The 23,245-nt window shown below is 70.3% G+C and carries 20 protein-coding genes; 7 read left to right on the top strand and 13 right to left on the bottom strand.

Annotated elements, in window-relative coordinates:
- Positions 1–4: 4 nt before the first annotated feature.
- Positions 5–487: a pyridoxamine 5'-phosphate oxidase family protein gene (locus tag BN4251_RS04180; protein ID WP_087483875.1), complete on the bottom strand. Its 483-nt coding sequence runs from the start codon at positions 485–487 to the stop codon at positions 5–7.
- A gap of 283 nt (positions 488–770) precedes the next feature.
- Between BN4251_RS04180 and BN4251_RS04175 the strand changes: the two genes are divergently transcribed.
- Both BN4251_RS04175 and BN4251_RS04170 read left to right on the top strand, forming a co-directional pair.
- Positions 771–1,118, top strand: coding sequence for a PadR family transcriptional regulator (locus BN4251_RS04175; RefSeq protein WP_087483874.1), 348 nt, complete (start codon positions 771–773; stop codon positions 1,116–1,118).
- 1 nt (position 1,119) lies between these two features.
- Entirely contained in the window at positions 1,120–2,073 is a 954-nt protein-coding gene (locus BN4251_RS04170) for a permease prefix domain 1-containing protein (protein WP_087483873.1), read from the top strand.
- A gap of 96 nt (positions 2,074–2,169) precedes the next feature.
- On the opposite strand, the gene BN4251_RS04165 is transcribed toward BN4251_RS04170, so the two are convergent.
- Positions 2,170–3,192: an NAD(P)/FAD-dependent oxidoreductase gene (locus BN4251_RS04165; RefSeq protein WP_087483872.1), complete on the bottom strand. Its 1,023-nt coding sequence runs from the start codon at positions 3,190–3,192 to the stop codon at positions 2,170–2,172.
- A 47-nt stretch (positions 3,193–3,239) separates the two neighbouring features.
- Between BN4251_RS04165 and BN4251_RS04160 the strand changes: the two genes are divergently transcribed.
- Complete coding sequence (locus tag BN4251_RS04160; protein ID WP_087483871.1) at positions 3,240–3,839, top strand: helix-turn-helix domain-containing protein; 600 nt, start codon at positions 3,240–3,242, stop codon at positions 3,837–3,839.
- A gap of 523 nt (positions 3,840–4,362) precedes the next feature.
- Entirely contained in the window at positions 4,363–4,614 is a 252-nt protein-coding gene (locus BN4251_RS04155; protein WP_087483870.1) for a hypothetical protein, read from the top strand.
- Between the two features lie 183 nt (positions 4,615–4,797).
- On the opposite strand, the gene BN4251_RS04150 is transcribed toward BN4251_RS04155, so the two are convergent.
- The 7 genes from BN4251_RS04150 to BN4251_RS04120 form a co-directional block, all read right to left on the bottom strand.
- Positions 4,798–5,970: a Gfo/Idh/MocA family protein gene (locus BN4251_RS04150; protein ID WP_087483869.1), complete on the bottom strand. Its 1,173-nt coding sequence runs from the start codon at positions 5,968–5,970 to the stop codon at positions 4,798–4,800.
- Positions 5,971–6,589: 619 nt separating this feature from the next.
- Positions 6,590–8,605 (bottom strand): beta-galactosidase, encoded by a 2,016-nt coding sequence (locus BN4251_RS04145; protein ID WP_087483868.1) that lies wholly within the window; start codon positions 8,603–8,605, stop codon positions 6,590–6,592.
- Between the two features lie 81 nt (positions 8,606–8,686).
- Positions 8,687–9,853, bottom strand: a complete 1,167-nt coding sequence (locus BN4251_RS04140) for a serpin family protein (protein ID WP_087483867.1) — start codon at positions 9,851–9,853, stop codon at positions 8,687–8,689.
- A gap of 106 nt (positions 9,854–9,959) precedes the next feature.
- Entirely contained in the window at positions 9,960–11,300 is a 1,341-nt protein-coding gene (locus BN4251_RS04135) for a serpin family protein (protein ID WP_087483866.1), read from the bottom strand.
- A gap of 328 nt (positions 11,301–11,628) precedes the next feature.
- Positions 11,629–12,558, bottom strand: coding sequence for a carbohydrate ABC transporter permease (locus BN4251_RS04130; protein WP_087483865.1), 930 nt, complete (start codon positions 12,556–12,558; stop codon positions 11,629–11,631).
- Entirely contained in the window at positions 12,555–13,439 is an 885-nt protein-coding gene (locus tag BN4251_RS04125) for a carbohydrate ABC transporter permease (RefSeq protein WP_087483864.1), read from the bottom strand. The genes BN4251_RS04130 and BN4251_RS04125 overlap by 4 nt, the downstream gene beginning before the upstream one ends.
- A complete protein-coding gene (locus BN4251_RS04120; protein WP_087483863.1) occupies positions 13,436–14,770 on the bottom strand; it encodes an ABC transporter substrate-binding protein in 1,335 nt (444 codons plus the stop codon). Before BN4251_RS04120 ends, BN4251_RS04125 begins: the two co-directional genes overlap by 4 nt.
- Before the next feature lie 374 nt (positions 14,771–15,144).
- On the opposite strand from BN4251_RS04120, the gene BN4251_RS04115 reads away from it, so the two are divergent.
- From BN4251_RS04115 to BN4251_RS04105, 3 genes are all read left to right on the top strand, one after another.
- Positions 15,145–16,842 (top strand): sodium:solute symporter family protein, encoded by a 1,698-nt coding sequence (locus BN4251_RS04115; protein WP_087483862.1) that lies wholly within the window; start codon positions 15,145–15,147, stop codon positions 16,840–16,842.
- Between the two features lie 22 nt (positions 16,843–16,864).
- Positions 16,865–17,215, top strand: a complete 351-nt coding sequence (locus tag BN4251_RS04110) for a hypothetical protein (RefSeq protein WP_170931819.1) — start codon at positions 16,865–16,867, stop codon at positions 17,213–17,215.
- Positions 17,216–17,299: 84 nt separating this feature from the next.
- Positions 17,300–18,826 (top strand): S10 family peptidase, encoded by a 1,527-nt coding sequence (locus BN4251_RS04105; RefSeq protein ID WP_087483861.1) that lies wholly within the window; start codon positions 17,300–17,302, stop codon positions 18,824–18,826.
- 21 nt (positions 18,827–18,847) lie between these two features.
- On the opposite strand, the gene BN4251_RS04100 is transcribed toward BN4251_RS04105, so the two are convergent.
- The 4 genes from BN4251_RS04100 to BN4251_RS04085 form a co-directional block, all read right to left on the bottom strand.
- Positions 18,848–19,900, bottom strand: coding sequence for a LacI family DNA-binding transcriptional regulator (locus BN4251_RS04100; protein WP_087483860.1), 1,053 nt, complete (start codon positions 19,898–19,900; stop codon positions 18,848–18,850).
- Between the two features lie 135 nt (positions 19,901–20,035).
- Positions 20,036–20,977 (bottom strand): carbohydrate ABC transporter permease, encoded by a 942-nt coding sequence (locus BN4251_RS04095; RefSeq protein ID WP_245810189.1) that lies wholly within the window; start codon positions 20,975–20,977, stop codon positions 20,036–20,038.
- Positions 20,974–21,900, bottom strand: a complete 927-nt coding sequence (locus BN4251_RS04090) for a carbohydrate ABC transporter permease (RefSeq protein WP_087483859.1) — start codon at positions 21,898–21,900, stop codon at positions 20,974–20,976. The genes BN4251_RS04095 and BN4251_RS04090 overlap by 4 nt, the downstream gene beginning before the upstream one ends.
- Positions 21,897–23,234: an ABC transporter substrate-binding protein gene (locus BN4251_RS04085; RefSeq protein WP_087483858.1), complete on the bottom strand. Its 1,338-nt coding sequence runs from the start codon at positions 23,232–23,234 to the stop codon at positions 21,897–21,899. Before BN4251_RS04085 ends, BN4251_RS04090 begins: the two co-directional genes overlap by 4 nt.
- Between the last annotated feature and the right edge of the window lie 11 nt (positions 23,235–23,245).

Here is a 23,245-nt window from a genome sequence, read left to right as displayed (position 1 = left end):
GCGGTCAGAGCTCGGTGGTGGCCGTGCCACCGGGAGGCTGATCACCGGTCACCCGGGCCTTGAGGATCTGGGCGAGGCCCGCGACCTTCCCGCCGGGCATCCCCCAGAACTGGGCGGAGTCGCCGCTGAGCTGCAGCAGGCCCAGGTTCGGATCCTCCGCGCCCTGGGGGAAGTACTCCCGGGCGCTTTCGGTCCACAGCTGCTCGATGAGCGCGCGGTCCTCCACCAGGCGGGCGCGTCCGGCCACGGAGAGCCAGGAGCCGGCCTCGGCGACCGCGAGGTTCACGTGGGGGTCACCGCGCAGGGCGTCGGCCTGCCCGCCGTCGAGCGCGAGGAAGAACCACACGTCCACATCCTCGGAGACGCCCTGGATCGACATCGGATGCGACAGCAGCGTGCCGTCCGGGAGCGCGGTGGTGAGCATGGCCAGTTTCGTGTTGCGGAGCTTCTCGACCACGTCCTGCTGGGTGAGGTCCTGCTCGGTCATCTCGTCCTCCTCGATCAGCCTCTGCTGTAGGGGCCGACGCTACACAGCGCGGCGCCGCCACCTCGAGGGCTCGACCGGTCGGTCCGGGTGCGGCGGGCTGAGCGGGTTCCTCGGGCTGCCCGGGCCCCTCGGACTCTTCGGGTTGCTCGGGCTGCTCGGGTTGCTCGAGCTGCTCGGGTCCCTCGGCTTTCGAGGGTCCGACGGAGAGCACGCCCGCTCGCCCGCGCGACGCACGATAGTTTCCTCTTGCCAACACTGTGCGACCCACACTATCGTGTGATGCATGAGCGACTCCCATGATCTCCATCTGCAGGAGCTGCGGCGCGGCACCGTCGTGCTCGCCTGCCTGCAGCTGCTGCGTACCCCCGGGTACGGCTACGGGCTGCTGGAGGATCTCGAGCGCCACGGCTTCGCCACGGATGCGAACACCCTCTACCCGCTGCTGCGCAGGCTCGAGAAGCAGGGCTTCCTCACCAGCGAATGGAACACCGAGGAGGCGCGGCCGCGGAAGTTCTACCGCACCTCCGACGAGGGCGAGCGGCTCGCCGACACCCTCACCACCGACTGGCGCGCCCTGACCGGCGCCATCACCTCCCTCACCACCGAGAGCCCCAGGGCCGAGGAGTCCTGACATGAATACCGAACTCACCGAGCGCTATCTGCAGGCCGCGATCGCCGGCCTGCCCACCTCGACCCAGGACGACGTGCGCACCGAGCTCACCGCCCTGATCATGGACGCCACCGAGGACCGGACCGAGCAGGGCGTCGACCCCGTCGAGGCAGAGCGTGCCGTGCTCACCGAGCTGGGCGACCCCGCGATCCTCGCCGCCGAGTACGCGGACCGTCCGCTGCAGCTGATCGGCCCGCGCTTCTACCTGACCTGGAAGCGTCTGCTGATCCTGCTGCTGTGGATCGTGCCGCCGGTGGCCCTGGTGGGCGTGGCGATCAGCCAGGCCCTCGTCGGTGCGCCGATGGGTGCGCTGATCGGCGAGTCACTCGGCGTGGCGCTCAGCACCGCGGTGCACGTGGCGTTCTGGGTGACCGTGGTGTTCGCGGCCCTCGAGCGCACCGGCGCCCAGACCGGTGTGGAGTGGGACGTGGACCAGCTGCCCGAGCTGCAGAGCTCCGGCACCACCCGCACGGACACGATCGCCTCCGTGGTGCTCGCCGGAGTGTTCTCGGCGGCGCTGATCTGGGATCAGCTGCGCGGCGCGGTGCGGCTCGAGGGGGAATCCCTGTCGCTGCTGAATCCTGAGCTGTGGCCCACCTGGATCCTCGCCCTGGTCGCACTTCTGGTGCTCGAGGTCGCACTGGCCGTGGTGGTGCTGATCCGCGGCCGCTGGACCGGGATGCTCGCGGCGCTGAACACCGCACTCGCGGTGGCGTTCATCAGCTGGGCGCTGACCCTGATCGGGCGCGGCGAGCTGATCAACCCCGAGTTCATCGACCTCGCCCTGCACGCGAACGGGGTGGACGAGCCCACCGTGCGCATCATCGCCGTGATCCTCGCGGTCGCGGTGGTCGCGAGCTCGATGTGGGACATCGTGGACGGCTGGCTCAAGGCCCGCCGCGACCGCCGCCACTGACCCCGGGGGTGGGGCCCGCAGCCCGCGCGAGTGGGCGAGAGCGAGCCCCACACCCACGAGTGGGTGTGGGTGCGGGGTGCGGGGTGAAGGGTGTGGTCAGGCAGCGGTGCGGGCGCGGTGGGCGGTGACGGCCGCGTCGGCGTCGGCCATCACGAGCATCCCGTGGATGTGCCCTCCGGCGAGCGCGCCGCCTGCGGCCGAGGCCCCGACCTGCGCGGCGGGGTCCGCGGCATTGCCCGCGACCCACACCCCGGGCACCTCGGTCGCGCCCGCGCTGCCGGTGGCGATCTTCTGCCCCATCCCGGCGGGGAGGTCCTCGAGGGCGAGGCCGAGCTCCTCGAGGCCATCGAGGCACGGGCTCAGCTCGGTGGCGGTGGTGAGCACCTCGCGGGCCACGACCTCTCCGCCGGCAAGCCTGACCCCGGCGATGCCGCCCGCCTCATCGGCGACGATCTCCTCGATCGGTGCCTCGATGAGTGTGATGCCGAGGGCCTCGAAGCGCTCGCGGGTGGCGGCGTCGATCTCGAGCCCGTCGGTGGCGAAGACGGTGAGGTCCTCGCTCAGGGCGCGGAACATCAGAGCTTGGTGGAGGGACATGGGGCGGGTGGCGAGCACGCCGATGGCGCGGTCGCGCACCTCGTAGCCGTGGCAGAAGGGGCAGTGCACGAGGCCGCGGCCCCAGTGCTGGGCGAGGCCCGGGATCTGGGGCAGCGCATCGCGGGCGCCGGTCGCGATCAGCAGGCGGCGGGCGGTGAGGGTGCGCCCGTCGGCAAGGGCCACGGCGAAGCGCAGGTCGCCGTCGGCCGAAGGCTCATCGGCCCGCGCTGAGGCGACCTCTCCCTGGACGATCAGGCCGCCGTACTGGCGCACCTCGGCGCGGCCGCGTTCGAGGTACTCGCCGGGCGGGGTGCTCTCGTTGCCGAGCAGGCCGTGGATCCCCTCTGCGGGGGCGTTGCGGGGGTCGCCGCTGTCGATCACGACGACGCTGCGGCGGGAGCGTGCGAGCATCAGGGCGCCGTTCAGTCCGGCGGCACCGCCGCCGATCACGGCGACGTCCACGAGGGTGTCGGGAAGGGCATCGGACGGGGCGAGGGCTTCTGGAGTCATCGGTGAGGTCATGGCGACGACGCTAGACACCGTTGCCCAAAGTGCATAGCCTTTTGCGCATGACGCAAAATATCGGGGATGTGGACGGCCTGGTCCGGCAACGCATCCGTGCGCTGCGTCTCGCGCAGGGCCTCTCCCTCGGGGAGCTCGCCGAGCGGGCGCACCTCAGCCCCTCGACACTCTCGAGGATCGAGAACGGACAGCGGCGCCTCGCCCTCGACCAGCTGGTCACCCTCGCGCGGGCGCTGGACACGAGCCTCGACGCCCTGGTCGAGACCCAGGACGTCGAGGTGGTCTCCCACCCGATGACCGATCATGGTGGCGACTCGCTGCGCTGGCGGATCCGCCACTCCCCCGACCTGGTGATCCTGCGTCAGCGGGTCACCGGGCCACCGCCCGAGCCGTCGCGGATGCGCGCCCATCCCGGGCACGAGTGGCTGGTGGTGCTCTCGGGCACGCTCACCCTGCTGCTCGGGGAGCGTCGCTACCGGGTCCAGGCGAACCAGTCCGCCGAGTTCGACACCATGCTCCCCCACGCCTTCGGCGCCGCGGGCGGCCCGGTGGACGTGCTGCTGGTCGTGGACCCCGAGGCCCGCAAGGGGCACCGCGACGACACTGCGAGCACTGCCTCGACGAGGGGGACGAACCAGGGGGAATAGCTCAGCCATTCCACCGATTTCGTCACGCCCGCCGCGCGCTTCTCGCTTCCTCGACCTCTCTCCACGGCGATGAGCGCTGGAGACATCGGCGAGACCCCGGGAATAAAGCCTTGGGCTTCGTGGTTGATCACTGGTAGCGTCCGACAGGTCCACGGGTGGTCGAGCCCGGGGAACACCCTGACGGCGTCACGTCAGACGGCGAACGAACTCGCCGACCGGGCGGAGGATCCGCCCTCTCGACCACTGCGAACCCCGCGGCTCGCGCATCGCCATGGAAGGCGGAGCGTCCCGAGCCCGACTCGCAGGGCATGCGCACCCGCGCCGCCTCCATCCCGCCGACAAGGCGGCCTCCCGAGGAGCGTCGCGGCAGGTGCGCGCCACCGGTCACGGTCCCGCCCCAGCGGGCCCCGGCCAGCGAGCATCCGCCCCAGCGGACAGCTCGTACCCCGCGCAGACCGCGCATCCCGGCACCTCGCCGGACACAGACATCCGTCGGCCCCGCGCCGACATCGAAGGAGTATCCATGCAGTACAAGACCACGACCCCGCATCATCGACCTCAGCCCGGCACGGGCCGCTCCCACCTGGTCGTCTTCCGCGACCAGAGCGCTGGCCTGCGCTACCTCACGCGCTCGGAGCGCACCTCGGAGCACACCACCACCTGGAAGGACGGGAACATCTACCCCGTCATCGAGGTGGATCTGTCCTCCGCCGCGCACCACGCGCGCCAGCATTCCGCCGAGTCCCGGCGAGGGCTGGTCGGCGCCTCGGCCTGAGCCGGCCGCATCGAGCCCGGAGCCTGATCAGGCTCCGGGCTCCTTCACGTGCCGGGGTCGCCAGCCGAGCAGGCGCTCGGCCGCGTCATCGTCGATCGCATGGGGCGCAGCGGTCACCGCGATCGCCTCGTAGACCCCGCCCCGCTCCCGCTGCGCGGCCGCGCGCACCGCGACCCGCTCGGCTCAGGGCTGCCCGGCGTCGAAGTAGTCCCTCACGTCCTGCGGGATGGCCGGGACGTCGAGCGGGACGCCGCCGCCGCGGATCGACTCCGCGCCGTAGACGCCGGTGGCCACGGCCTCGCGAGCCGCGACCGCGGAGACATCGGTGGTACCGCCGGCACGGGCGAAGCGCAGGAACTCCTCGACCAGGCTCGGATCGGCACCGCCGTGGCCGCCGTCGGCGCGGGCGATGACCTCGACCGCATCCGGCCGGCCCGGCCCGGAGCGGCGCGACTCCCAGATGTGGATCTGGTCGCCACTGCCGTCACCCATGTTCTCGATCCGGCCGGCGTCACCGATCACGGTGTAGTTGCGGAAGTAGTCGGGCGTGAAGTGGCACTGCTGGTAGGAGGCGAGCACTCCGTTGTCGAGCGTCATCTGGATCATCGAGATGTCCTCGACGTCGATGACGGGGTTCAGCTCCTTCTGCGCCGTGGGCGGCCAGATGTCGGCGTCGTACCAGTCACGCATCAGGCGGTCCGAGTTGTCACGACGATCGGTGATGTCGCCGTAGACCGCGAGGTCGCCGATGCCGGAGACCCGTCGGGTGTAACCGCCGGCGAGCCAGTGGATGACGTCGATGTCGTGGGCGCCCTTCTGCAGCAGCAGGCTCATGGATTTGGCGCGCTCGGCGTGCCAGTCCTTGAAGTAGAAGTCGCCGCCGGCGCCGACGAAGTGACGGCACCAGATCGCCCGCACCCGGCCGATCCGGCCGGAGTCGACGATCGCCTTCATCTGCCGCACCACCGGCATGTGGCGCATGTTGTGGCCGATGTACAGGCGGGCCCTCTTCTCCTTGGCGAGGGCGAGCATCGCGTCGGTGTCCTCGACGGAGATCGCCATCGGCTTCTCGCAGAAGGTGGGGAGCCCTGCGTCGAGAGTGGCCAGGGCGACCGAGGCGTGCGCGAAGTCGGGGGTCAGGATCATCACCGCATCGACCTCGTGCTCGGCCAGCAGCTGATCGACGGTGTCGACGGTGGCGATGTCGTCACCGAGTGCCTCGCGGGCGTTCGCCTTGCCGCGTTCGCTGGGGTCGGCGACGACGGTGATCACCGAGCCGTTGCCGGGCTGATGGGCGTGGAGCGCCACGGTGTGGCGCGAGCCGAAGCCGATGACGCCGATGCGGAGGTCGTTCATGAGGGGGTACCGCTTTCGAGAGGAGCCGTGTTGGCATCGTTCACTCATCACGGCGTCGCGGCCGGCGTGCGATGCCCGTTTTTCGTGAACCGATTTACAAATCTGGTGAAAGAGCATTGACGATCTGCATCACCCTGTCAAGCAGAGCTGCTGGCGCTGCCTCTGCGCTCCCTGCCCAGGGGTGACCGCGAGGACTCAGCTCGTGACGATGCGAAGCACGGCCGACACCGTGGCGCCGCCCGGCGCCCGCCGCAGGACGTGGATCCCTCCCTCGGGGGGGGCGCGGCCCCTCCCCGACCTCCCGCCGCAGCGACGGGAGCGATGCGGTGAGGCCGAAGAAGTCCCTGCGCACCCGGCTCCGCAAGGACTGACGTCGAAGGTCCTCTCGGGTCAAACGTCTTACAGCAGTGTGACAGGTGCGGCGGGCGAGGGGACCACGGCGCGCTCGGGCGCGCATCCAAGCGGACGGTGCGGGAATCGAAGCGGACACCTCGCATCGCCCGCCGCGCAGTCGGCGTTCCCAGACCCACCGTTGCGCAGTCGGCGTTCTGAGGCTCGAGAGCGCCGACGACGCAACGGTGGAGGGGTACGTGGGGTGGGGACCCATGCCCCGGCCCGGTCAGCTCTCCCGGATCACCGCGACGGCGCCGGCGGGGACGGTGTGGGCGCCGTCCGCCTCGGTGCCGCGCAGCAGCTCCTGCCCGCTGACCTGCACCACCTGGTCACGATCGGAGTGGTTGAGCACGAACAGGTAGGTGGTGCCGTCCTCGGCGAAGCGGCGCACCGCCTCCACGTCGCGGTGCAGGCCCGGCACCGCGGGCTCCACTCCGGCGGCGCTCGCGATCTCCTCCACCAGCGTCTCGAGCCCGTCGGCCGCGGGACGGGCGGCGACGTACCAGGCGGCGCCGCCCTCCTCCCCCACCACGTGGCGGGTCACCGCCGGCCAGCCGTGCAGCGGCCCGTCGGCCCAGGTGCGCACGGCCTCGGCGCCCTCGAGATGGGTTTTCTCGCTCCACATATCCGCGGCAGTGCCGTCGTCCAGGTGCAGGATCTCGTGCTCCTGCAGGGCGTAGAACTCCTCGGTGCGCACGCCGAGCAGGTCCCGAAACGCGCCCGGATAGCCGCCGAGGTGGATGTGGTCGTTCTCGTCCACGATGCCGGAGAAGAAGGTGATGACCACCTGCGCGCCGGCACGGGCGGCCTCGGCCAGGCGCTCGGCCTCGGGCGCGCTCACGGTGTAGAGCGTCGGAGCGATCACCAGCTCGTAGCCGGTCAGGTCGGTGCTGGTGGAGACGATGTCCACGCCGATGCCCAGATCCCACAGCGCGGTGTACCAGCGCAGCATCTCCTCGCTGTAGCGCAGCGCCTGGGTGGGGTGGGAATCCAGCTCGCTGCCCCACCATGAGGGATAGTCCATCACCAGCGCCACGCGGTTGAGCACCCGGCTGCCGCGCACCTCGGCGAGGGATTCCAGCGCCCGGCCCAGCCCCACGGTGCCACGCCACACATCGGTGTCGCGCCCGCCGTGCGGGACCATCGCGGAGTGGAACTTCTCGGCCCCGGCCTTGGACTGGCGCCACTGGAAGAACATCACCCCGTCGGCCCCGCGGGCGACGTGCGAGAGGGAGTTGCGCAGCATCTCCCCGCGGCCCTTCGTGCGGTTGCGGGGCTGCCAGTTCACCGCCGAGGTGGAGTGCTCCATGATCAGCCACGGGTCACCGCCGGCGACACCGCGGGAGAGGTCCGCCGCGAAGGCGAGCTCGATCTGGCCGCGGGGGTCGGCGGCGATCAGGTAGTGGTCGTTGGCGACCAGGTCGACGTCCTTCGACCAGGAGAAGTAGTCCATCCACTTGGTGGCGGAGGAGAGCATGAAGTTGGTGGTCGCCGGGATGTGCGGGGTGACCTCGCGCAGCACGTCGCGCAGGGCCCGGTAGTGGGTGAGCAGCTCGTCGCTCGAGTAGCGGGCGAAGTCGAGCTGCTGGCTGGGGTTGGCGTAGGTGGGGGCGACGCGCGGCGGGAAGATCTCCTCGAAGGAGTCGTAGCGCTGGGACCAGAAGGCGGTGCCCCACGCCTCGTTGAGCGCCTCGATGGTCTCGTAGCGGGCCTCGAGCCAGCGGCGGAACGCGGCGGCGGCGTGGTCGGAGTAGTCGTGCGGGACATGGCAGCCCAGCTCGTTGTCGACGTGCCAGAGCGCGAGCGCGGGGTGGTCGCCGTAGCGCTCGGCCATCACGCGGGTCATCTTCGTCGCGTACTGCCGCAGCAGCGGTGCGGAGACGGCGTAGGCCTGGCGCCCGCCCTGGCTCAGCACGGTGCCGTCCTCGGTGACGGGGAGGATCTCGGGGTGGCGGCGGGTCAGCCACGGCGGCGGGGAGGCTGTCGCTGTAGCGAGGGCGACCTTGATGCCGGCGTCGGCGAGGTTGTCCATCACCTCGTCGAGCCAGGCGAAGTCGTACTCGCCCTCGCGCGGCTCGAGCATCGCCCAGGAGAAGATCGCGACGCTGAGCAGGTTCACTCCTGCCTCGCGCATGAGCTCGATGTCCTCGAGGCGCACCTCGCGGGGCCACTGCTCGGGGTTGTAGTCCCCGCCGTAGGCGATGCCCTCGACTCCGAGCGGCCAGGGTCGTGCAGCGGTCATGTCTCCTCCATTGCGAGAACGATCCGGAAGTGCGTATGACCAGGGTAGGCGCCGCACGTGCGGCGGGGGGCGCGCAGTCCGTCAGCGAGTCAGGGAAGGGTCCCCGATCCATCCGGCCACCAGGGGCGTGCGGGTGGTGGTCTCGTAGGCGATCACCAGGAACGGCGCATCGAGCACGAGGCGGCACTGCGGCGGGGCGGCCGCGGCGAGACGGGTCATCAGCGCGGTCGCGGCGGCGGCCTCCATCCCGTGCTCGTCCACGGTGAGCACGGCCTTGTGCAGCACCTGCGAGATGAACCAGTGCGCGCCCTCGACGATCCCGGTGAAGTCGGCGCCGGGCCCGAAGGGGGCGGTCATGCCGAGCTGCCGCAGGGGCGCGCTGAGCTCCTCCTCGAAGGAGACGTCGAGCGCGGGGAGGGTGAGGCCGACGGGCTCGTGCGAGCCGGCGACCCCCTCGAGCACGGCATCGAGGCCGACGCCGGGCACGCCGCTCCGACCGGGCTCCACCGCGCACGCCGCCCAGGCATCGAGCACGTCCTCGGGGCCGACGACGGGCTGGATCAGGGCGAGCGCGATCTCGCCGCCGGCGGTGGGCAGCGCGGTCGCGCGGCAGTGGGCGTCCTCGTACCAGCCGCGGGCGGTGCCGCTGAGCGTCGTCACCTCGCGCTGCTGGCCCTGGGCGGTGGTGAAGGTGCCGGGGGCGGTGCTCAGCGGTGAGGGCCAGGCGGCCTTCACGTGCAGGGCGCTGACCAGCACGAGCCGTTCGCGGGCGGTGAGGGCGCCGGGCGGGATGAGGTCCTGGATCAGCTGGTGGGTGCGCTCCTCGACCCAGGCGTTGATCTCGCGGCGACCCTCCTCGCGGGTCTCGGCCTCGCGCACGTCGAGCCGCCCGAGCGCGGCGCCGAAGTCCTCCTCGAGCAGCGCCCGGTACTGCGGGAGCACCGTCACGCCCTGCTCCGCCCAGGCACCGCCGACGAGCGAGGCGCGGGCGGGCTCGGGGCCGCGTCCGCTCTCGCGAGCACGGGCCTCCTCGCCGACGGCCGCGAGCTCCTCGCGCAGCTGCGCCGCGGCGCGGGCGAGCTGCTCCATGTCCCCGCCGAGCTCCTGCTCCATCTGCTGCCGCGTGGCACCGCGGGCGCCGAGCCCGGCCATGGTCAGCGCGATCTGCACGGACAGCGGGGAGCAGACGGCGTTGGCGGGGCGGCGGTCGATGCTCGCGAGCAGGCGGGCGGTGAAGGCGGTGACCATCGCCCCATCCAATCCGTCGGCGGCCGACGGGGCAAGCAGCCCGGCGCGCCGTGGGCGTCGGGCACGGCGGGCCGCCGGTGCGCAGGGCGTGCGCTGCGCGGCCTGCTCAGCGGGTCTGCGTCGGGTCCCCGATCCAGCCGACCACCAGCGGCGCGCGGGTCTCCCGCTCGTAGGCGACGAACAGGAACGGGGAATCCAGCACCAGCTCCTGCTCGAGCACCGGGGCGGAGGTCTCGCCCACCATCACGGCGGTGGCCGCGGCGGCCTCCATGCCCTGCTCGTCGATCGTGATCACGGCTTTCTGGACCACGTCGGTGATCCGCAGGTCTGCAGCGCCGGTGATGCCGGAGAAGTCCGCCGAGCCGCCGAAGGCCTCGGTCATCCCCAGCCCTTCGAGGATCTCCTTCAGGGAGGCGTCCCAGTCGATGTCGAAGGCAGGCACCGTCAGCTGGGTCGAGGCCTCGGAGTCCTCGAGGCCGCTCAGCAGCGCGGAGAGGCCGGCGCTGTCCTCGGCCCAGGCATCGAGCACCTCGGAGACCTCGGCGGCGGGCTGGACGAGCGCGAGGGCGAGGTCGCCGCCGTAGGTGTCGAGCGAGGTCGCACGGCAGACCTCGTCCTCGTACCAGGTGGAGGTGGAGCCGTGCAGCATCTCGGCGCTGCGCTCCTCACCGTCGGTGGTGGTGAAGGTGCCGCCGCTCGCGGTGAGCTCCTGCGGCCAGGCTGCCTTCAGGTGCAGGGCGTTGACCAGCACCAGGCGCGTGGTGGGGCTGAGCGCGTCCTCGGGGACGAGCTCCTCGATGAGGTCATCCGTGGAGTCGGCGACCCAGCCGTTGATCTCCTCGCGGGCCTCCTCGCGGGACCCCTGCTCGGTGAAGTCCGCTTCCCACAGCCCGCTGCCGAACCAGGTAGCGAGATCCTCGAGGAAAGCATCCTGGACCTCGAGGCCCTCCTGCAGCCAGGTCCCGTTCACGAGCGAGGCGCGGGCCGGCTCGGGCGCCTCGTCATCCTCCGCCTCGCGCTCGGCGTCTCCGATCACGGCGAGCTGCTGGGAGAGGGTGTTCGCGCTCGCGACCAGCTCGTCCATCCCGCCGCCGAGGGTCTCCTCCATCTGGGCGAGGGTCTGCCCGGCAGCGCCCATGCCCACCATGGTGAGCGCGACCTGCGCGGACAGCGGCGAGCAGACGGCGTTGACCGCGGCGCGGTCGATCGCGCCGAGCAGCGCGGCGGTGAAGGGGACGACGAGGTCCCCGGCGCCCTCGACGGGGCCCGGCTCGGCGCGCGGCAGCTCGGCGACCAGATCCGGTTCACCGCCCTGGCCTCCCTCTCCCCCGCATGCGGTGAGGGCGAGTGCGAACGGCGGAAGCAGCGCCGACGCGCGCAGCAGCGAACGGCGTGCGGGGGTCAGCGGCGCGTGGCCGGCGGTCAGCGGCGCGTGGTCGAGGCTCATCGGCGCGTGGTCGGGGCACATCCACCTATCGAACTGTGCGGACGCGTCCATAGCAAGGGCCGACGAGGGATTCGCGAGATGCCTGCACAGCGCGATGGCCGGGCTCCGGAGCAGTCGCCCCGGTGTCCGGCCATCGCCGCGGGCCTCTCATACCAGCCCGCCGTGATCGAGCACAGGCCCGTGGTGGTCAGTTGCTGGCGCGTGGGAGCACGCTCTGGCTATATCGCCACAGCGTGCTCCCTGACGCCAGTACTCGTCACCGGAGCCGGTCCGCGCGGTGCGGGGCCGGGCACGCCAGCCTGGCCCCGCAGCTGGCCCTCACCGGGGGTCAGCCCTTGACGGAGCCCTCCGTGAGGCCGCCGCGCCAGAAGCGCTGCAGGACCAGGATGAGGATCGCCAGCGGGATCACCGACAGCAGAGCGCCGCCGGTGGTGAGCTGGTAGAACTCCGGCAGGCGGTCCGTCTGCGCCCTCCAGTTGTCCAGTCCCAGGGTGATCGGGTACAGCCGCTCGTCGGCCAGCATCACCAGCGGCAGCATGTAGTTGTTCCAGATCGCGACGAACTGGAACAGCAGGATCGTCACCAGCGCCGGGACCAGCTGCGGCAGGGCCAGGCGGTGGAACAGGCCCAGCTCGCCCACGCCGTCGATCCGGCCGGCCTCGAGCATCTCGTCGGGCACCGCGGCGCTCGCGTAGATCGAGGCGAGGAACAGCCCGAAGGGGCTCACCAGCGAAGGGATCAGCACTGACCAGTAGGTGTTGGTGATGCCGATCGAGCTGAACAGGAAGAACAGCGGCAGGGCCACGGCGGTGCCGGGCACCAGCACACCGCCCAGGACCAGCACGTACACGAAGCGTCGGCCCGGGAAGCGGTACTTGGCCAAGGCGTAGCCGGCGGCAGTGGCGAAGTAGGTCGCCACCACGGAGCCCACACCCGCGTACAGCAGGGAGTTCACTCCCCATCGAGGGAAGATGCCGCCGTTGGCCGAGAGCACGGCGCCGAGGTTCTCGAACAGCTGGAAGCTCTCGCCGAACCAGAACCCGCTGGTGCCGAAGAGGTCCTCGGTGGACTTGGTGGCGTTGATGACCACCCAGTAGACGGGGACGAGGAAGTACAGCGCGATGATCGCCAGCAGCGCGGTGACGATGATCGTGGTGGTGGGCTTGCGGCCCGCGTCACGGCTGCCGGCGCGGGAATCCGTGGAGGCGGCCCGGCGGCGCGCTGCGGGGGCGTTCTTGGTGGTGTCCGTGGTGGTCATCGACGCTTCTCCGTCCAGGAGGAGATTCCCAGCGCGATCGCTGAGAGAGTGAAGGCCGCGACCGCGATGATCACTGCCTGGGCGGCCGCCATGCCCACGTCGTTGTACTGGAACGCGAAGGCGTAGGCGGACATGTTCGGGGTGTACTCCGAGGTGATGCCGGCGCTCATGGTCTGCAGCAGGCGCGGCTCGGCGAACAGCTGCAGGGTGCCGATGATCGAGAAGATGATCGTGAGCATCAGGGCGGGGCGGATCAGCGGCAGCTGGATCGCCATCGCGACGCGGAAAGAGCTGGCGCCGTCGATCTTCGCGGCCTCGTAGAGCTCACCGGGGATCGACTTCAGCTGAGCGATGATGATCAGCATGTTGTAGCCGGTGTAGGTCCAGGTCACGATGTTCGCGATCGACCACAGCACCATGTTCGGGCCCAGGAAGTCGATGTTGATCCCCACCACCTGGAGCACGTCCACGATCGGCGAGAGGCCGGGGACGTAGAGGAAGGACCACAGGATCGTGGCGATCACGCCGGGGATGCCGTAGGGCAGGAAGTAGGTGGCGCGGAAGAAGCCGGGCCACTTGGCCGCGGCGCTCTCGAGCAGCAGCGCGAGGACCGTCGCCGCCACGATCATGACCGTCACCTGCACCACGCCGAACAGGATCATGCGCCCGATCGACTCGATGAAGTTCACGTTGGTCAGGGCGGCGATGTAGTTGGACAGGCCCGCGAAGGTGCTCTCGGTCCCGGCCTCGCCCAGCAGGCCCGAGCGCTCGACCCGGGTGAAGCTGTAGCCGATCGCCATGATGATCGGGATGATCATGGTGCCGATGAACAGCACCAGGAAGGGTGCCAGCAGCACCCAGGGGGCGGTCTTCGATCTCATCGTGCCTCCTCCGCGTTCAGGCCGATGGTGCGCATGATGTCGACGATCTCCGTCTGCGCCTCGGCAAACATGTCTGCCAGCGGGACGTCACCGGTGACGGCGCCCGTCATCCCGTCGCCGATGATGGCCTGCACGCGCTGCATCAGCGGCGCCCAGGTCCACTCGAGGTTCTGTCCCTCGGCCATCGGCACGATGACCTCCTCGTTGTAGTTCTGTCCGGAGAAGAACTCGTCGGGCTGCTGGCGCGGCTCGCCGATGTAGTCGGCGGCCGGTGACCAGCCGATGCCGGAGTGCTCGATCATCGCGTCGATGCCGGCGGGGTCGGTGCACATCCAGGTGAGGAACTCGAGCGCCTCGACGGGGTGCTGGCTGTTGGAGGCGACGGCGGCGGCGGAGCCGCCGTGGCCGCCAGAGGCGTAGCCGTCGGGCCAAGTGGGCATCGGGGCCACGGCCCACTTGCCCTCGCCGCCCGGGACGGTCTTGACCAGAGCGTCGGACCAGGAGCCGGAGATCGAGGCCAGCACGTTGCCCTCGGCCGCCGCGGCGTACCAGGGGGTGGTGAAGGAGCCGTAGCCGACGCCCACGAGCTTCTCGGCGAAGATGCGGTCCCAGTACTCGGCCACCTGCATCGAGGCGTCGCCCACCATGTCCACGATCCAGCCGTCGCCCTCGGGGCGGAACCAGTTGGCGCCGGCCTGCATCACCCAGGCGATCGGGTGGGAGCCGTCCGAGGGGTCCAGGCTGATCAGGCTCTTGCCCGCCTCGGAGACGATACCGGCGGTCTCGTAGAACTCGTCCCAGGTGGCGGGGGCCTCGAGGCCCAGCTCGTCCTCGAGCACCTCACGGTTGTAGAAGGTGGCGACGGGGCCGGTGTCCTGCGGGACGGCCCAGTAGGAGTCGCCCACCTTCGCCTGGCTCATGGCGCCGGGATCGAACTTCGGCTCCTGCTCGGCGAAGCCGTAGCGGGTGAGGTCCACGAGCGCCCCGGCGAGGGCGAACTCCGGGACCTGGCGCAGCTCGACCTGGGCGATGTCCGGACCGCCGCCGGCGGCGATCGCGGAGAGGATCTTCGCGTAGCCGCCGGTGTTGCCGCCGGGGATCCAGACGGCGTCGACCTGGATGCGGTCCTGGGACTGGTTGAAGACATCGCAGACGTTCTGGAGGTCCTTGAGCCACGCCCAGTAGGTCAGGCGGACCTTGCCGTCGGCCGGGGGGATGGTGGGCGCGGCATTGACCTCACCGGGATTCGGCGGCGCGCAGGCGGCGAGCCCGGCGGTCAGCGCCGCACCCCCTCCCACCAGTGCTGATCGGCGTGATAGACGTGGCTTCATCGCTCTCCCTGTCCGTGTTCTTCGTTGAAAATCCACCAGAGCGTAACGTCACTCGGGCCGCTCTCCAGAGACAGGCCGTGAACGTTCACTACACGAGACGTTACCAGCGGCACAGCCCACACAGAAGTCTCGATACAGACACGGCGGCCCTGCGGCGCTGCGGAGCCCGTCCCATCAGTCTCTCCCACCCGGGGTGCGGCGTATAGCACATCGCGCCGCGCTTGTCTGGCGTTTGTGCATTCCCGGCGCACAGATTTGCCCACCCGGTGGTAACGTGCCGGCGCGGCCTCGCGTTCAGGCCGCGTCACCTGCGGGTGCTTCCCCCGGCCATCGCCGATCGCGCCCGGACTCCCCCGTCCCCAAGGAACTGCCTCATGGTCGACCTCCGCCTCGACGCCCAGTGGATCGACTACGCGATCATCGCGTTGTACTTCGTCTTCGTGCTCGGAGTGGGCTGGTACGCCAAGCGCGGCGTCTCCACCTCCATCGAGTTCTTCCTCTCCGGCCGCTCCCTGCCCGCTTGGGTCACCGGACTCGCCTTCATCTCCGCCAACCTCGGCGCGGTCGAGATCATGGGAATGTCTGCCACCGGCGCGCAGTACGGCATGCCGACCATGCACTACTTCTGGGTGGGCGCCGTCCCGGCGATGCTGTTCCTGGGCGTGGTGATGATGCCGTTCTACTACGGCTCCAAGGTGCGTTCGGTCCCCGAGTTCATGCGTATGCGCTTCGGCACCGGGGCCCACCTGGTGAACTCGATCAGCTTCGCGATCGCACAGCTGCTGATCGCGGGCGTGAACCTCTCGCTGCTGGCCACCATCGTCAATCGCCTGCTGGGCTGGCCGATGTGGGTGGGCCTCGTGCTCGCCGCCGCGTTCGTGCTGTTCTACATCACCGTGGGCGGCCTCTCCGCCGCGATCTACAACGAGGTGCTGCAGTTCTTCGTGATCGTCGCGGCGCTGCTGCCGCTGACCCTGATCGGCCTGCACCGCGTGGGCGGCTGGAGCGGCATGAAGGAGCGCATCGCCGGTGACGGCATGGGCGGCGCCGAGCAGCTGCACACCTGGCCCGGCCAGGCGCTGTCCGGCTTCGACAGCCCCGTGCTGTCCGTCGTGGGCATCGTGTTCGGCCTCGGCTTCGTGCTCTCCTTCGGCTACTGGACCACGAACTTCGTGGAGGTCCAGCGCGCGATGGCCTCGAAGTCCATCACCGCCGCCCGGATGACCCCGATCATCGGCGCCTTCCCGAAGATGCTGATCCCCTTCATCGTGATCGTGCCCGGCATGCTCGCCGCGGTCCTGGTGGGCGAGCTGACCGAGTTCAAGCAGCTCGACCACGCCGGCGATGCCGCCGGGGCCGCCGCGACCGGCGTCACCTACAACGACGCCCTGCTGCTGCTGATGCGGGACGTGCTGCCCAACGGTCTGCTGGGTGTGGCGATCGCGGGCCTGCTGGCCGCGTTCATGGCCGGCATGGCCGCGAACATCTCCGCCTTCAACACCGTGGTCACCTACGACCTCTACGAGCAGTACGTGAAGAAGGACGCCCCGGACGGCCACTACACCCGCATCGGCCGCATCGCGACCGCTGCGGCGTGCGTGATCGCGATCTTCACCGCCCTGATCGCCGGGCAGTTCTCGAACCTGATGGACTATCTGCAGACCCTGTTCGGATTCTTCAACGCGCCGCTGTTCGCCACGTTCATCCTGGGCATGTTCTGGAAGCGGATGACCCCGGCGGCCGGTTGGACCGGTCTGGTCGCGGGCACGCTGGCCGCGGTGGTCCTGTGGGCTTCCTCCACCTTCTTCGGCGTCTTCGAGCTGCCGGGCCAGGGCCTCGCCTTCGTGAGCGCCGCGACCGCGTTCGTGGTGGACATCGTGGTCTCGGTGGTGGTCACCCAGTTCACGGCCCCCAAGCCCGCCCACGCCCTGAAGGGCCTCGTCTACTCCGAGACCCCGAAGGCCGATCTGGTCGATCCCGAGGAGAAGGACCTGCCCTTCTGGCGCCGCCCCGCCCCCATGGCCGGCATCGCCCTCGTCCTGGTCATCGCCCTGAACATCGTCTTCGCCTGAGCGCGGACCGAGGAGAGAACCCATGAGTGCACACAAGGATCACAGCCCTGGCGCGCAGGACACCCCTGAGCCCGCCGGCGCCGCGGGCGAGAACGCCGAGGTCCAGACGGCCGGCGCCTTCGACATCCGCAACTTCATCGGCGTGCTGCTGGGTCTGTTCGGCCTGGTCCTGCTGGGCGCGGGCCTGTTCGCCTTCACCCCCGAGGAGGCGACCAAGACCGACGGGCTGAACGCCAACCTGTGGGCGGGCGCGGCGATGCTGCTGGTGGGCGTGCTGTTCATCGTCTGGACGAAGCTGGACCCGATCCGCATGGTCGTCCGCGACAACGAGGACGGCGCCGAGGAGTCCCGCGACATCGCAGCGCTCGACTGAGCCCGCGCGGGCGGCGCAGGCCGGGCCGGCCCCGTGCCCCTCACATAGCATCGTGGGGACGCCGGATCCGATGAAGGAGCACGAGTGACCGATCAGCACCGCCCCGCCAGCAACGACGAGAGCACGAAGCCAGGCCCGTCGGCCGCCGGGGAGAAGCCCGCGCCCGAGGACCACCTGGTCACCACGCTGCACTCGCTGACCCTGCCGGATGGCACGCTCGACTACACCGCGACCACCGGCACCGTGGTGCTGAAGGAGGAGCCGGAGGGCGAGGAGTACGGGCGCGGAGCGGCGTATGCGGAGCTGTTCTCCGTCTCCTACCTCGCCCAGGGCGTCGAGGCGACGGAGCGTCCCGTGGTGTTCGCCTTCAACGGCGGTCCGGGCGCCTCGACGGTGTGGCTGCACCTGGGGCTGCTGGGCCCGCGCCGCGTGGACTCGGGAGATGCGGGGGCGCCCGCCGCTCCCCCGCACCGGCTGCTGGACAACCACGAGACGATCCTCAAGGACGCGGACCTGGTGGTGGTCGATGCGATGACCACCGGCTACTCCCGGCCCGCGCCCGGTCAGAAGCCGAGCCGTCATCACGGGCTGGCCGAGGATCGGGATCTGATCGCCGCCTTCGTGATCGACTGGCTCACCCGCCACCAGCGCTGGACCTCGCCGCTCTATCTGGCCGGGGAGTCCTACGGCACCACCCGCGCCGCGGCCGTCGCCGCGCACCTGATGGACCGCTACTACGTGGCGATCGCCGGGATCGCGCTGATCTCCCCGGTGCTCGACTTCGGCACCCTCCGCTTCCATCCCGCCAACGACCGCCCCTACATCCACTACCTGCCCACCTATGCGGCGATCGCCCATGCGCACGGCAAGCACGAGGACCGCCTGCTGCAGGACGTGGTGGACGAGGCCGAGGCCTTCGCGGAGCAGAAGTACCCGGCGCTGCTCGCGGCGGGCCTGCGGCTCGCCCCGGAGCAGAAGCAGGAGGCCGCCGCGCGTATCGGCGCTCTGATCGGCGTGGATCCGGACTGGGTGGAGCGCGCGGACCTGCGCGTCGAGCACATGGCGTTCCTGGCCGAGCTGCTGCGGGATGAGGGCCTGGTCACCGGGCGGATCGATGGCCGCTTCACCGCCCCGGCCGGGGACGGCAACTCGCCGCGGATGGAGACCGATCCGTCGATCGACCAGCTCGCCCCGTCCTACACCGCGACGATCAACCAGTATCTGCGCGGCGAGCTCGAGTTCTCCTCCGACGTGGTCTACGAGATCATGTCCGGCCGCGTGCACCCGTGGAGCTACAAGGACTTCGAGAACCGCTCCGTGGAGGTCGCCTCGGACCTCTCGCGCCTGCTGCGGAAGTCCCCGCACACCCGCGTGCTGGTCTCCCACGGCTACCACGATGCGGCCACGCCGTTCCATGCCAGCGAGCACGTGCTGGCGCAGCTGGCGATCCCGCGCGAGGACTACAGCGAGCGGATCCGCATCGAGTACTACGAGGCGGGGCACATGATGTACTGCCACGAGCCCAGCCGCCTCGCCCTCTCGCAGCACCTGAGCGAGTTCGTCACCGGCGCGGAGGCTCAAACGGAAGCGGAAACGGAGAACGCCGACTGACCCTTCCCTCTCAGGACATGGTCAGTGCGTGCCTGGGGTGGTGGACTCCCGCACCACGAGCTGGACCGGGACCACGACGTTCGTTCGCACACCGCCGTCGATCTGCTTGCCGAGAGCATCGACGAGCTCCTCGGCGATGCGCCGGAAGTCCTGTCGCACCGTGGTCAGGCGGGGGGCGTCGGACTCTGCGCCGACGGAGTCATCGAATCCGCCGACGAGCACGTCGCCAGGCACCGTGCGTCCCCGAGCGTGCAGAGCCTCGATGACACCACGAGCCATCCTGTCGTTGGCGGCGAAGAACGCATCGACCCTCGGGTGCGCGCGGAGGATCGCCGTGGCCGCTTCCCGCCCGCTCGCGGTGGTGTAGTCACCGTGCTCGACTGCGACCACCCTGGGCACGAGATCGGAAGCGGCAGAGGCCTCGACCGCCTCGACGAAGGCAGCCGGGCGCAGGATCCCGCCCGGGGTGTGCTCGGGGCCGGCGATCACCGCGAGCTCGCGGGCACCGCGCTCGAGGAGATGCTCGGCCATGAGGCGGGCACCTTCACGATCGTCGGCGGCCACGAAGGCGATGCGGTCGTCGGCTCCTGCCGGGCTGCCGACGTTGACCAGCGGGATGTTCGCCGCCTGGATCCGCTCGAAGAGCAGATGCTCGGGCTGGGCCGAGGCGGTCACCGCCCCGTCCACGCCGCTGGTGCGCAGGAACATCTCCGCGCGCTTCGCGCTGTCCTCGTCCCCGGCGAGGAGCAGCACCATGGTCTGGTCCCGTGCGGCCAGTGCCTGCCCCACCTCGATCACGAGGGCCTCGAAGTTCGGGTCCTCGAAGAAGCGGGCCGGCGGCTCGTCGACCACGAAGGCGACGGTGCCGCTGCGCCCCGTGCGGAGGCGCCGTGCTGTCGAGTTGGCGACATAGCCGGTCTCGCGGATCGCCCGGGTGATCGCCTTGGTCGATTCCGCGGAGACCCACCGGCCGCCGTTGAGGTATCGCGAGACGGTGCCCGTCGAGACCCCTGCGCGTCGCGCGACGTCGGAGATCGTCGGACGCCGCGCCGGCTTCGGCTGGGCTTCTGCCACGTCTGTCGCTCCTTCTGTACAGCGGCTCCACTGCGGGAGCGAGGGTGTGCAGGCCAGTATCTCCGACGGCACGCAGGCCGGGCGCCACGCAGTCGAGGCATGACGGGTTCCGCCCGTGCCTCGACCGCGCAGACGTCAGCCCTTGACGGCCCCGCCGGTGAGATCGGACTGCCAGTAGCGCTGCAGGAGCAGGAACAGCGCGATCAGCGGCAGGATCGAGACCAGCGCACCGGTGATCACCGTGGTGTACATGGCCGGCTGCGAGGCGCCCTGGTTCATCAGCGTCGACAGGCCCACCGTGATGGGGAACAGCGAGTCGTCGCCGAGCATGATGTACGGGAGCATGTAGTTGTTCCAGATCCCCACGAACTGGAACAGGAACACCGTGACCAGGCCCGGCAGCATCATCGGCACCGCGAACCGGGTGAAGATCCGCAGTTCGCCGGCGCCGTCGGTGCGCGCGGCCTCGATCATCTCCCGCGGTATCGAGGCGCCGGCGTAGATGCGGGCGAGGTAGATCCCGTAGGGGTTCAGGATGCTCGGCAGGAACACCGCCCAGTAGGTGTTCGCCAGGCCTGCCTGCGCGAACAGCAGGTACTGCGGCACGGCGAGGATGACCGCCGGCACGAGCACTCCGGCGAGGATCAGGTTGAAGAACAGCTTCTTGCCGCGGAAGTCGAACAGGGCGAGGCCGTAGCCGGCCGCCGCGGAGACCAGCGTGGAGACCAGGGCGCCGCCGATGGCGTACAGAGCGGTGTTCCCGGCCCAGCGCAGGAACAGTCCGTCCCGGTACGAGAAGAGGTCCTGGACGTTCTGGAGCAGATGGGTGGAGGGCGCGAAGGTGAAGGTGGAGAACAGCTCGTCCGCGCTCTTGGAGGCGGCGAACAGCACCCAGATGATGGGGATCAGGCAGTAGAGAGCGCCGAGCAGCAGCACTCCGGTGGCGATCACGGAGGGCTTCTCCGCACCGCCTCGCCCGGCGGAGCGGGAGGCTCCGGGTCCTCCCGGCGCGGGGTCGGAGGCGGCGGTGCTCGAAGCAGTCTTCGGCGGGGTCGAGAGGGTCATGGCGGTGCTCACCGTTCTTCCTGGGCGAAGGCCTGACCGCGCACCAGGCGCAGGAAGCCGAAAGAGATCACGAAGGTTGCGAGGGCCACCAGCACCGAGCCGGCCGAGGCCGTGTAGATGTCGTTCTCGATGAAGGCGTCCCGGTAGATCCGCATCAGCGGCGACCAGGTGGTGGATATCGAGTTCGTCAGCGGCCGCAGCAGCATCGGCTCGGCGAAGACCTGCAGCGTCGCGATGATCGAGAACACGGCGGTCATGATCAACGAGGGCAGGATCATCGGCACCTTGACCCGCAGCGCGGTCTGCACCTCCGAGCAGCCGTCGAGGGTCGCAGCCTCGTACAGCTCGGAGGGGACGGACCGCAGGGACGTGTAGAGCACGACCATGTTGAAGCCCGTGCCGCCCCAGATGCCGATGTTCGCGATCGCCAGCAGTACCAGCCGGGGGGACAGCACATCCGGCAGGCTCATGCCTGCGGCGTCGGCCAGGAAGTGGAAGGGGCTGGTGCCGGGAAGGTAGAGGAACCCCCACAGCAGCGAGGAGATCACGGCCGGCACGGCGTAGGGCAGGAAGATCGCGATGCGTGCGATGCGTCGCAGGCGCGCCGATCGGGAGTCCAGCAGGAGGGCGAAGAGCAGGGCGAGGCCGAGCATGACCGGCACCAGCACCAGCCCGTAGACCAGCACGCGGCCGGCGCTCGCGAGGAACTCGCTGTCCTGGAGCACGGCGAGATAGTTGTGCAGCCCTGCCCACACCTCGGTCCGGCCTCCCTCGCCGAGGCCGAGGCCGACGACCCTCTCCCGCCGGAAGCTGACGTAGAGGGCGTACAGGATCGGGATGGCGAGGAAGGCGAGGAAGCACAGCGCGGCGGGGGCGATGAACAGGTAGCCGAAGCGATCGGTGCGTCGGCGCAGGGACGAGGTGGTGGCGTTCATGCGAGCTGGTACCCCTGGTTCTCGAGATCGGCGACGGTGCCGGCGTGGACCGTAGCGACCGCCTCGCCGAACGCGGCGGCGGTCCCGGCCTGGGTCGCTGTGGCGAAGGCGTCGTTGAAGAGCGAGTAGGCAACATTGACGTTCGGGCCGAACACGAACGGGCGCACGCCCTCCGCATTGCTCGTCGAGAGCTCGTAGAAGTCCGGCTGCTCGGCGAAGAACGTGGGCGGCTCGGCGAGCGCGTCCTCGGCGTGGGGCAGGTCGGCGGGGAAGATCCCGCTGAGCTGGACCAGGGCGTGCACCCCCTCGGCCGAGGTGTTCATCCATTCCGCGAATCGGACCGACTCGGCCTGGTGAGCCCCGCCGGTGACGACGGCGGTGCTCGATCCTCCCCAGTTCCCGGTGGCGTTCTCCCCGGCGCCCCATTGGGGGATCGTCGCCATCCGCCATTTTCCGGCGGTGGATCCCGCATTGCCCTCGAGCACTCCGGGGGCCCAGGCAGCGGAGACCCAGCCGATCTGGGTGCCGGAGTTCAGGGCGGCGTTCCACTGCGGGGTGTACATCGGCTCTGCGGCGATCACGCCCTCCTCGACCAGTCCGCCCCAGAACTCGGCGACCCGACGGGTCGGCTCGGCATCGATGTCGACGCGCCAGCGCTCCCCCTCGATCCCCCACCAGGAGGCACCTGCCTGCTGGACGAGACCCACGAAGAGTCCCGGATCGGTGGAGGAGAAGGTGCCCAGGTACATCTCGGGATCGGCCTCGTGCACCTCCCTTGCGGCGTCCGCGTACTCCTCCCAGGTGGAGGGGGCGGCGAGTCCGAGCTCGTCGAAGATGTCCGCGCGGTAGTAGAGCTGCAGCGGGCCCGTGTCCTGCGGGACGGCGTAGACGGCGTCGTCCCCGACTCCGACACTGGACCAGATGCCTTCCGAGAAGTGCTCGGGCGTCTCGGGCGCGAGCTCAGCGGAGATGTCTGCGATCGCATCGGCGGCGACGAGCGAGGTGATGGTCTGGTACTCGGCCTGCACGAGGTCGGGGGCGCCGTTACCGGCGCGGACCGCTGTCAGCAGCTTGGTCACGGCGGCGTCGCCCGCGTCCTGGCGGCTGACAAGGACCTGTACGTCAGGGTTCTGCTGGTTCCACAGCGCGACAACCTCTTCGATGCCCGGCGCCCAGCTCCAGAAGGTCAGCTCCACCGGGCCGCCGCCGGCCTCGGAGCCGCAGCCGGCGAGGGCGCTGGCGCCGAGTCCCGCCGTCCCGAGCGCGCCGGCGGCCTTGAGCAGCCCGCGGCGCGAGGGCTGCCGGGACGGCCGAAGGTGTTCGTCACGGGTCATGCTCGCCTCCT

This window comes from Brachybacterium massiliense (genome assembly GCF_900184245.1).
GTDB classification, from domain to species: Bacteria; Actinomycetota; Actinomycetes; order Actinomycetales; family Dermabacteraceae; genus Brachybacterium; species Brachybacterium massiliense.
The sequence above is the reverse complement of the archived record's forward strand: the minus strand, read 5'-3'. Positions and strand labels throughout refer to the sequence as shown.

Bases quoted from the DNA above. Each gene is read 5' to 3' on its own strand.
- BN4251_RS04110 (WP_170931819.1), top strand. From the start codon at position 16,865: ATGAGTGCACACAAGGATCACAGCCCTGGCGCGCAGGACACCCCTGAG.
- BN4251_RS04150 (WP_087483869.1), bottom strand. From the start codon at position 5,970: ATGAACGACCTCCGCATCGGCGTCATCGGCTTCGGCTCGCGCCACACC.
- BN4251_RS04115 (WP_087483862.1), top strand. From the start codon at position 15,145: ATGGTCGACCTCCGCCTCGACGCCCAGTGGATCGACTACGCGATCATC.
- BN4251_RS04120 (WP_087483863.1), bottom strand. From the start codon at position 14,770: ATGAAGCCACGTCTATCACGCCGATCAGCACTGGTGGGAGGGGGTGCG.
- BN4251_RS04130 (WP_087483865.1), bottom strand. From the start codon at position 12,558: ATGACCACCACGGACACCACCAAGAACGCCCCCGCAGCGCGCCGCCGG.
- BN4251_RS04145 (WP_087483868.1), bottom strand. From the start codon at position 8,605: ATGACCGCTGCACGACCCTGGCCGCTCGGAGTCGAGGGCATCGCCTAC.
- BN4251_RS04170 (WP_087483873.1), top strand. From the start codon at position 1,120: ATGAATACCGAACTCACCGAGCGCTATCTGCAGGCCGCGATCGCCGGC.
- BN4251_RS04090 (WP_087483859.1), bottom strand. From the start codon at position 21,900: ATGAACGCCACCACCTCGTCCCTGCGCCGACGCACCGATCGCTTCGGC.
- BN4251_RS04165 (WP_087483872.1), bottom strand. From the start codon at position 3,192: ATGACCTCACCGATGACTCCAGAAGCCCTCGCCCCGTCCGATGCCCTT.
- BN4251_RS04160 (WP_087483871.1), top strand. From the start codon at position 3,240: ATGACGCAAAATATCGGGGATGTGGACGGCCTGGTCCGGCAACGCATC.
- BN4251_RS04155 (WP_087483870.1), top strand. From the start codon at position 4,363: ATGCAGTACAAGACCACGACCCCGCATCATCGACCTCAGCCCGGCACG.
- BN4251_RS04125 (WP_087483864.1), bottom strand. From the start codon at position 13,439: ATGAGATCGAAGACCGCCCCCTGGGTGCTGCTGGCACCCTTCCTGGTG.
- BN4251_RS04175 (WP_087483874.1), top strand. From the start codon at position 771: ATGAGCGACTCCCATGATCTCCATCTGCAGGAGCTGCGGCGCGGCACC.
- BN4251_RS04085 (WP_087483858.1), bottom strand. From the start codon at position 23,234: ATGACCCGTGACGAACACCTTCGGCCGTCCCGGCAGCCCTCGCGCCGC.
- BN4251_RS04135 (WP_087483866.1), bottom strand. From the start codon at position 11,300: ATGAGCCTCGACCACGCGCCGCTGACCGCCGGCCACGCGCCGCTGACC.
- BN4251_RS04140 (WP_087483867.1), bottom strand. From the start codon at position 9,853: ATGGTCACCGCCTTCACCGCCCGCCTGCTCGCGAGCATCGACCGCCGC.
- BN4251_RS04180 (WP_087483875.1), bottom strand. From the start codon at position 487: ATGACCGAGCAGGACCTCACCCAGCAGGACGTGGTCGAGAAGCTCCGC.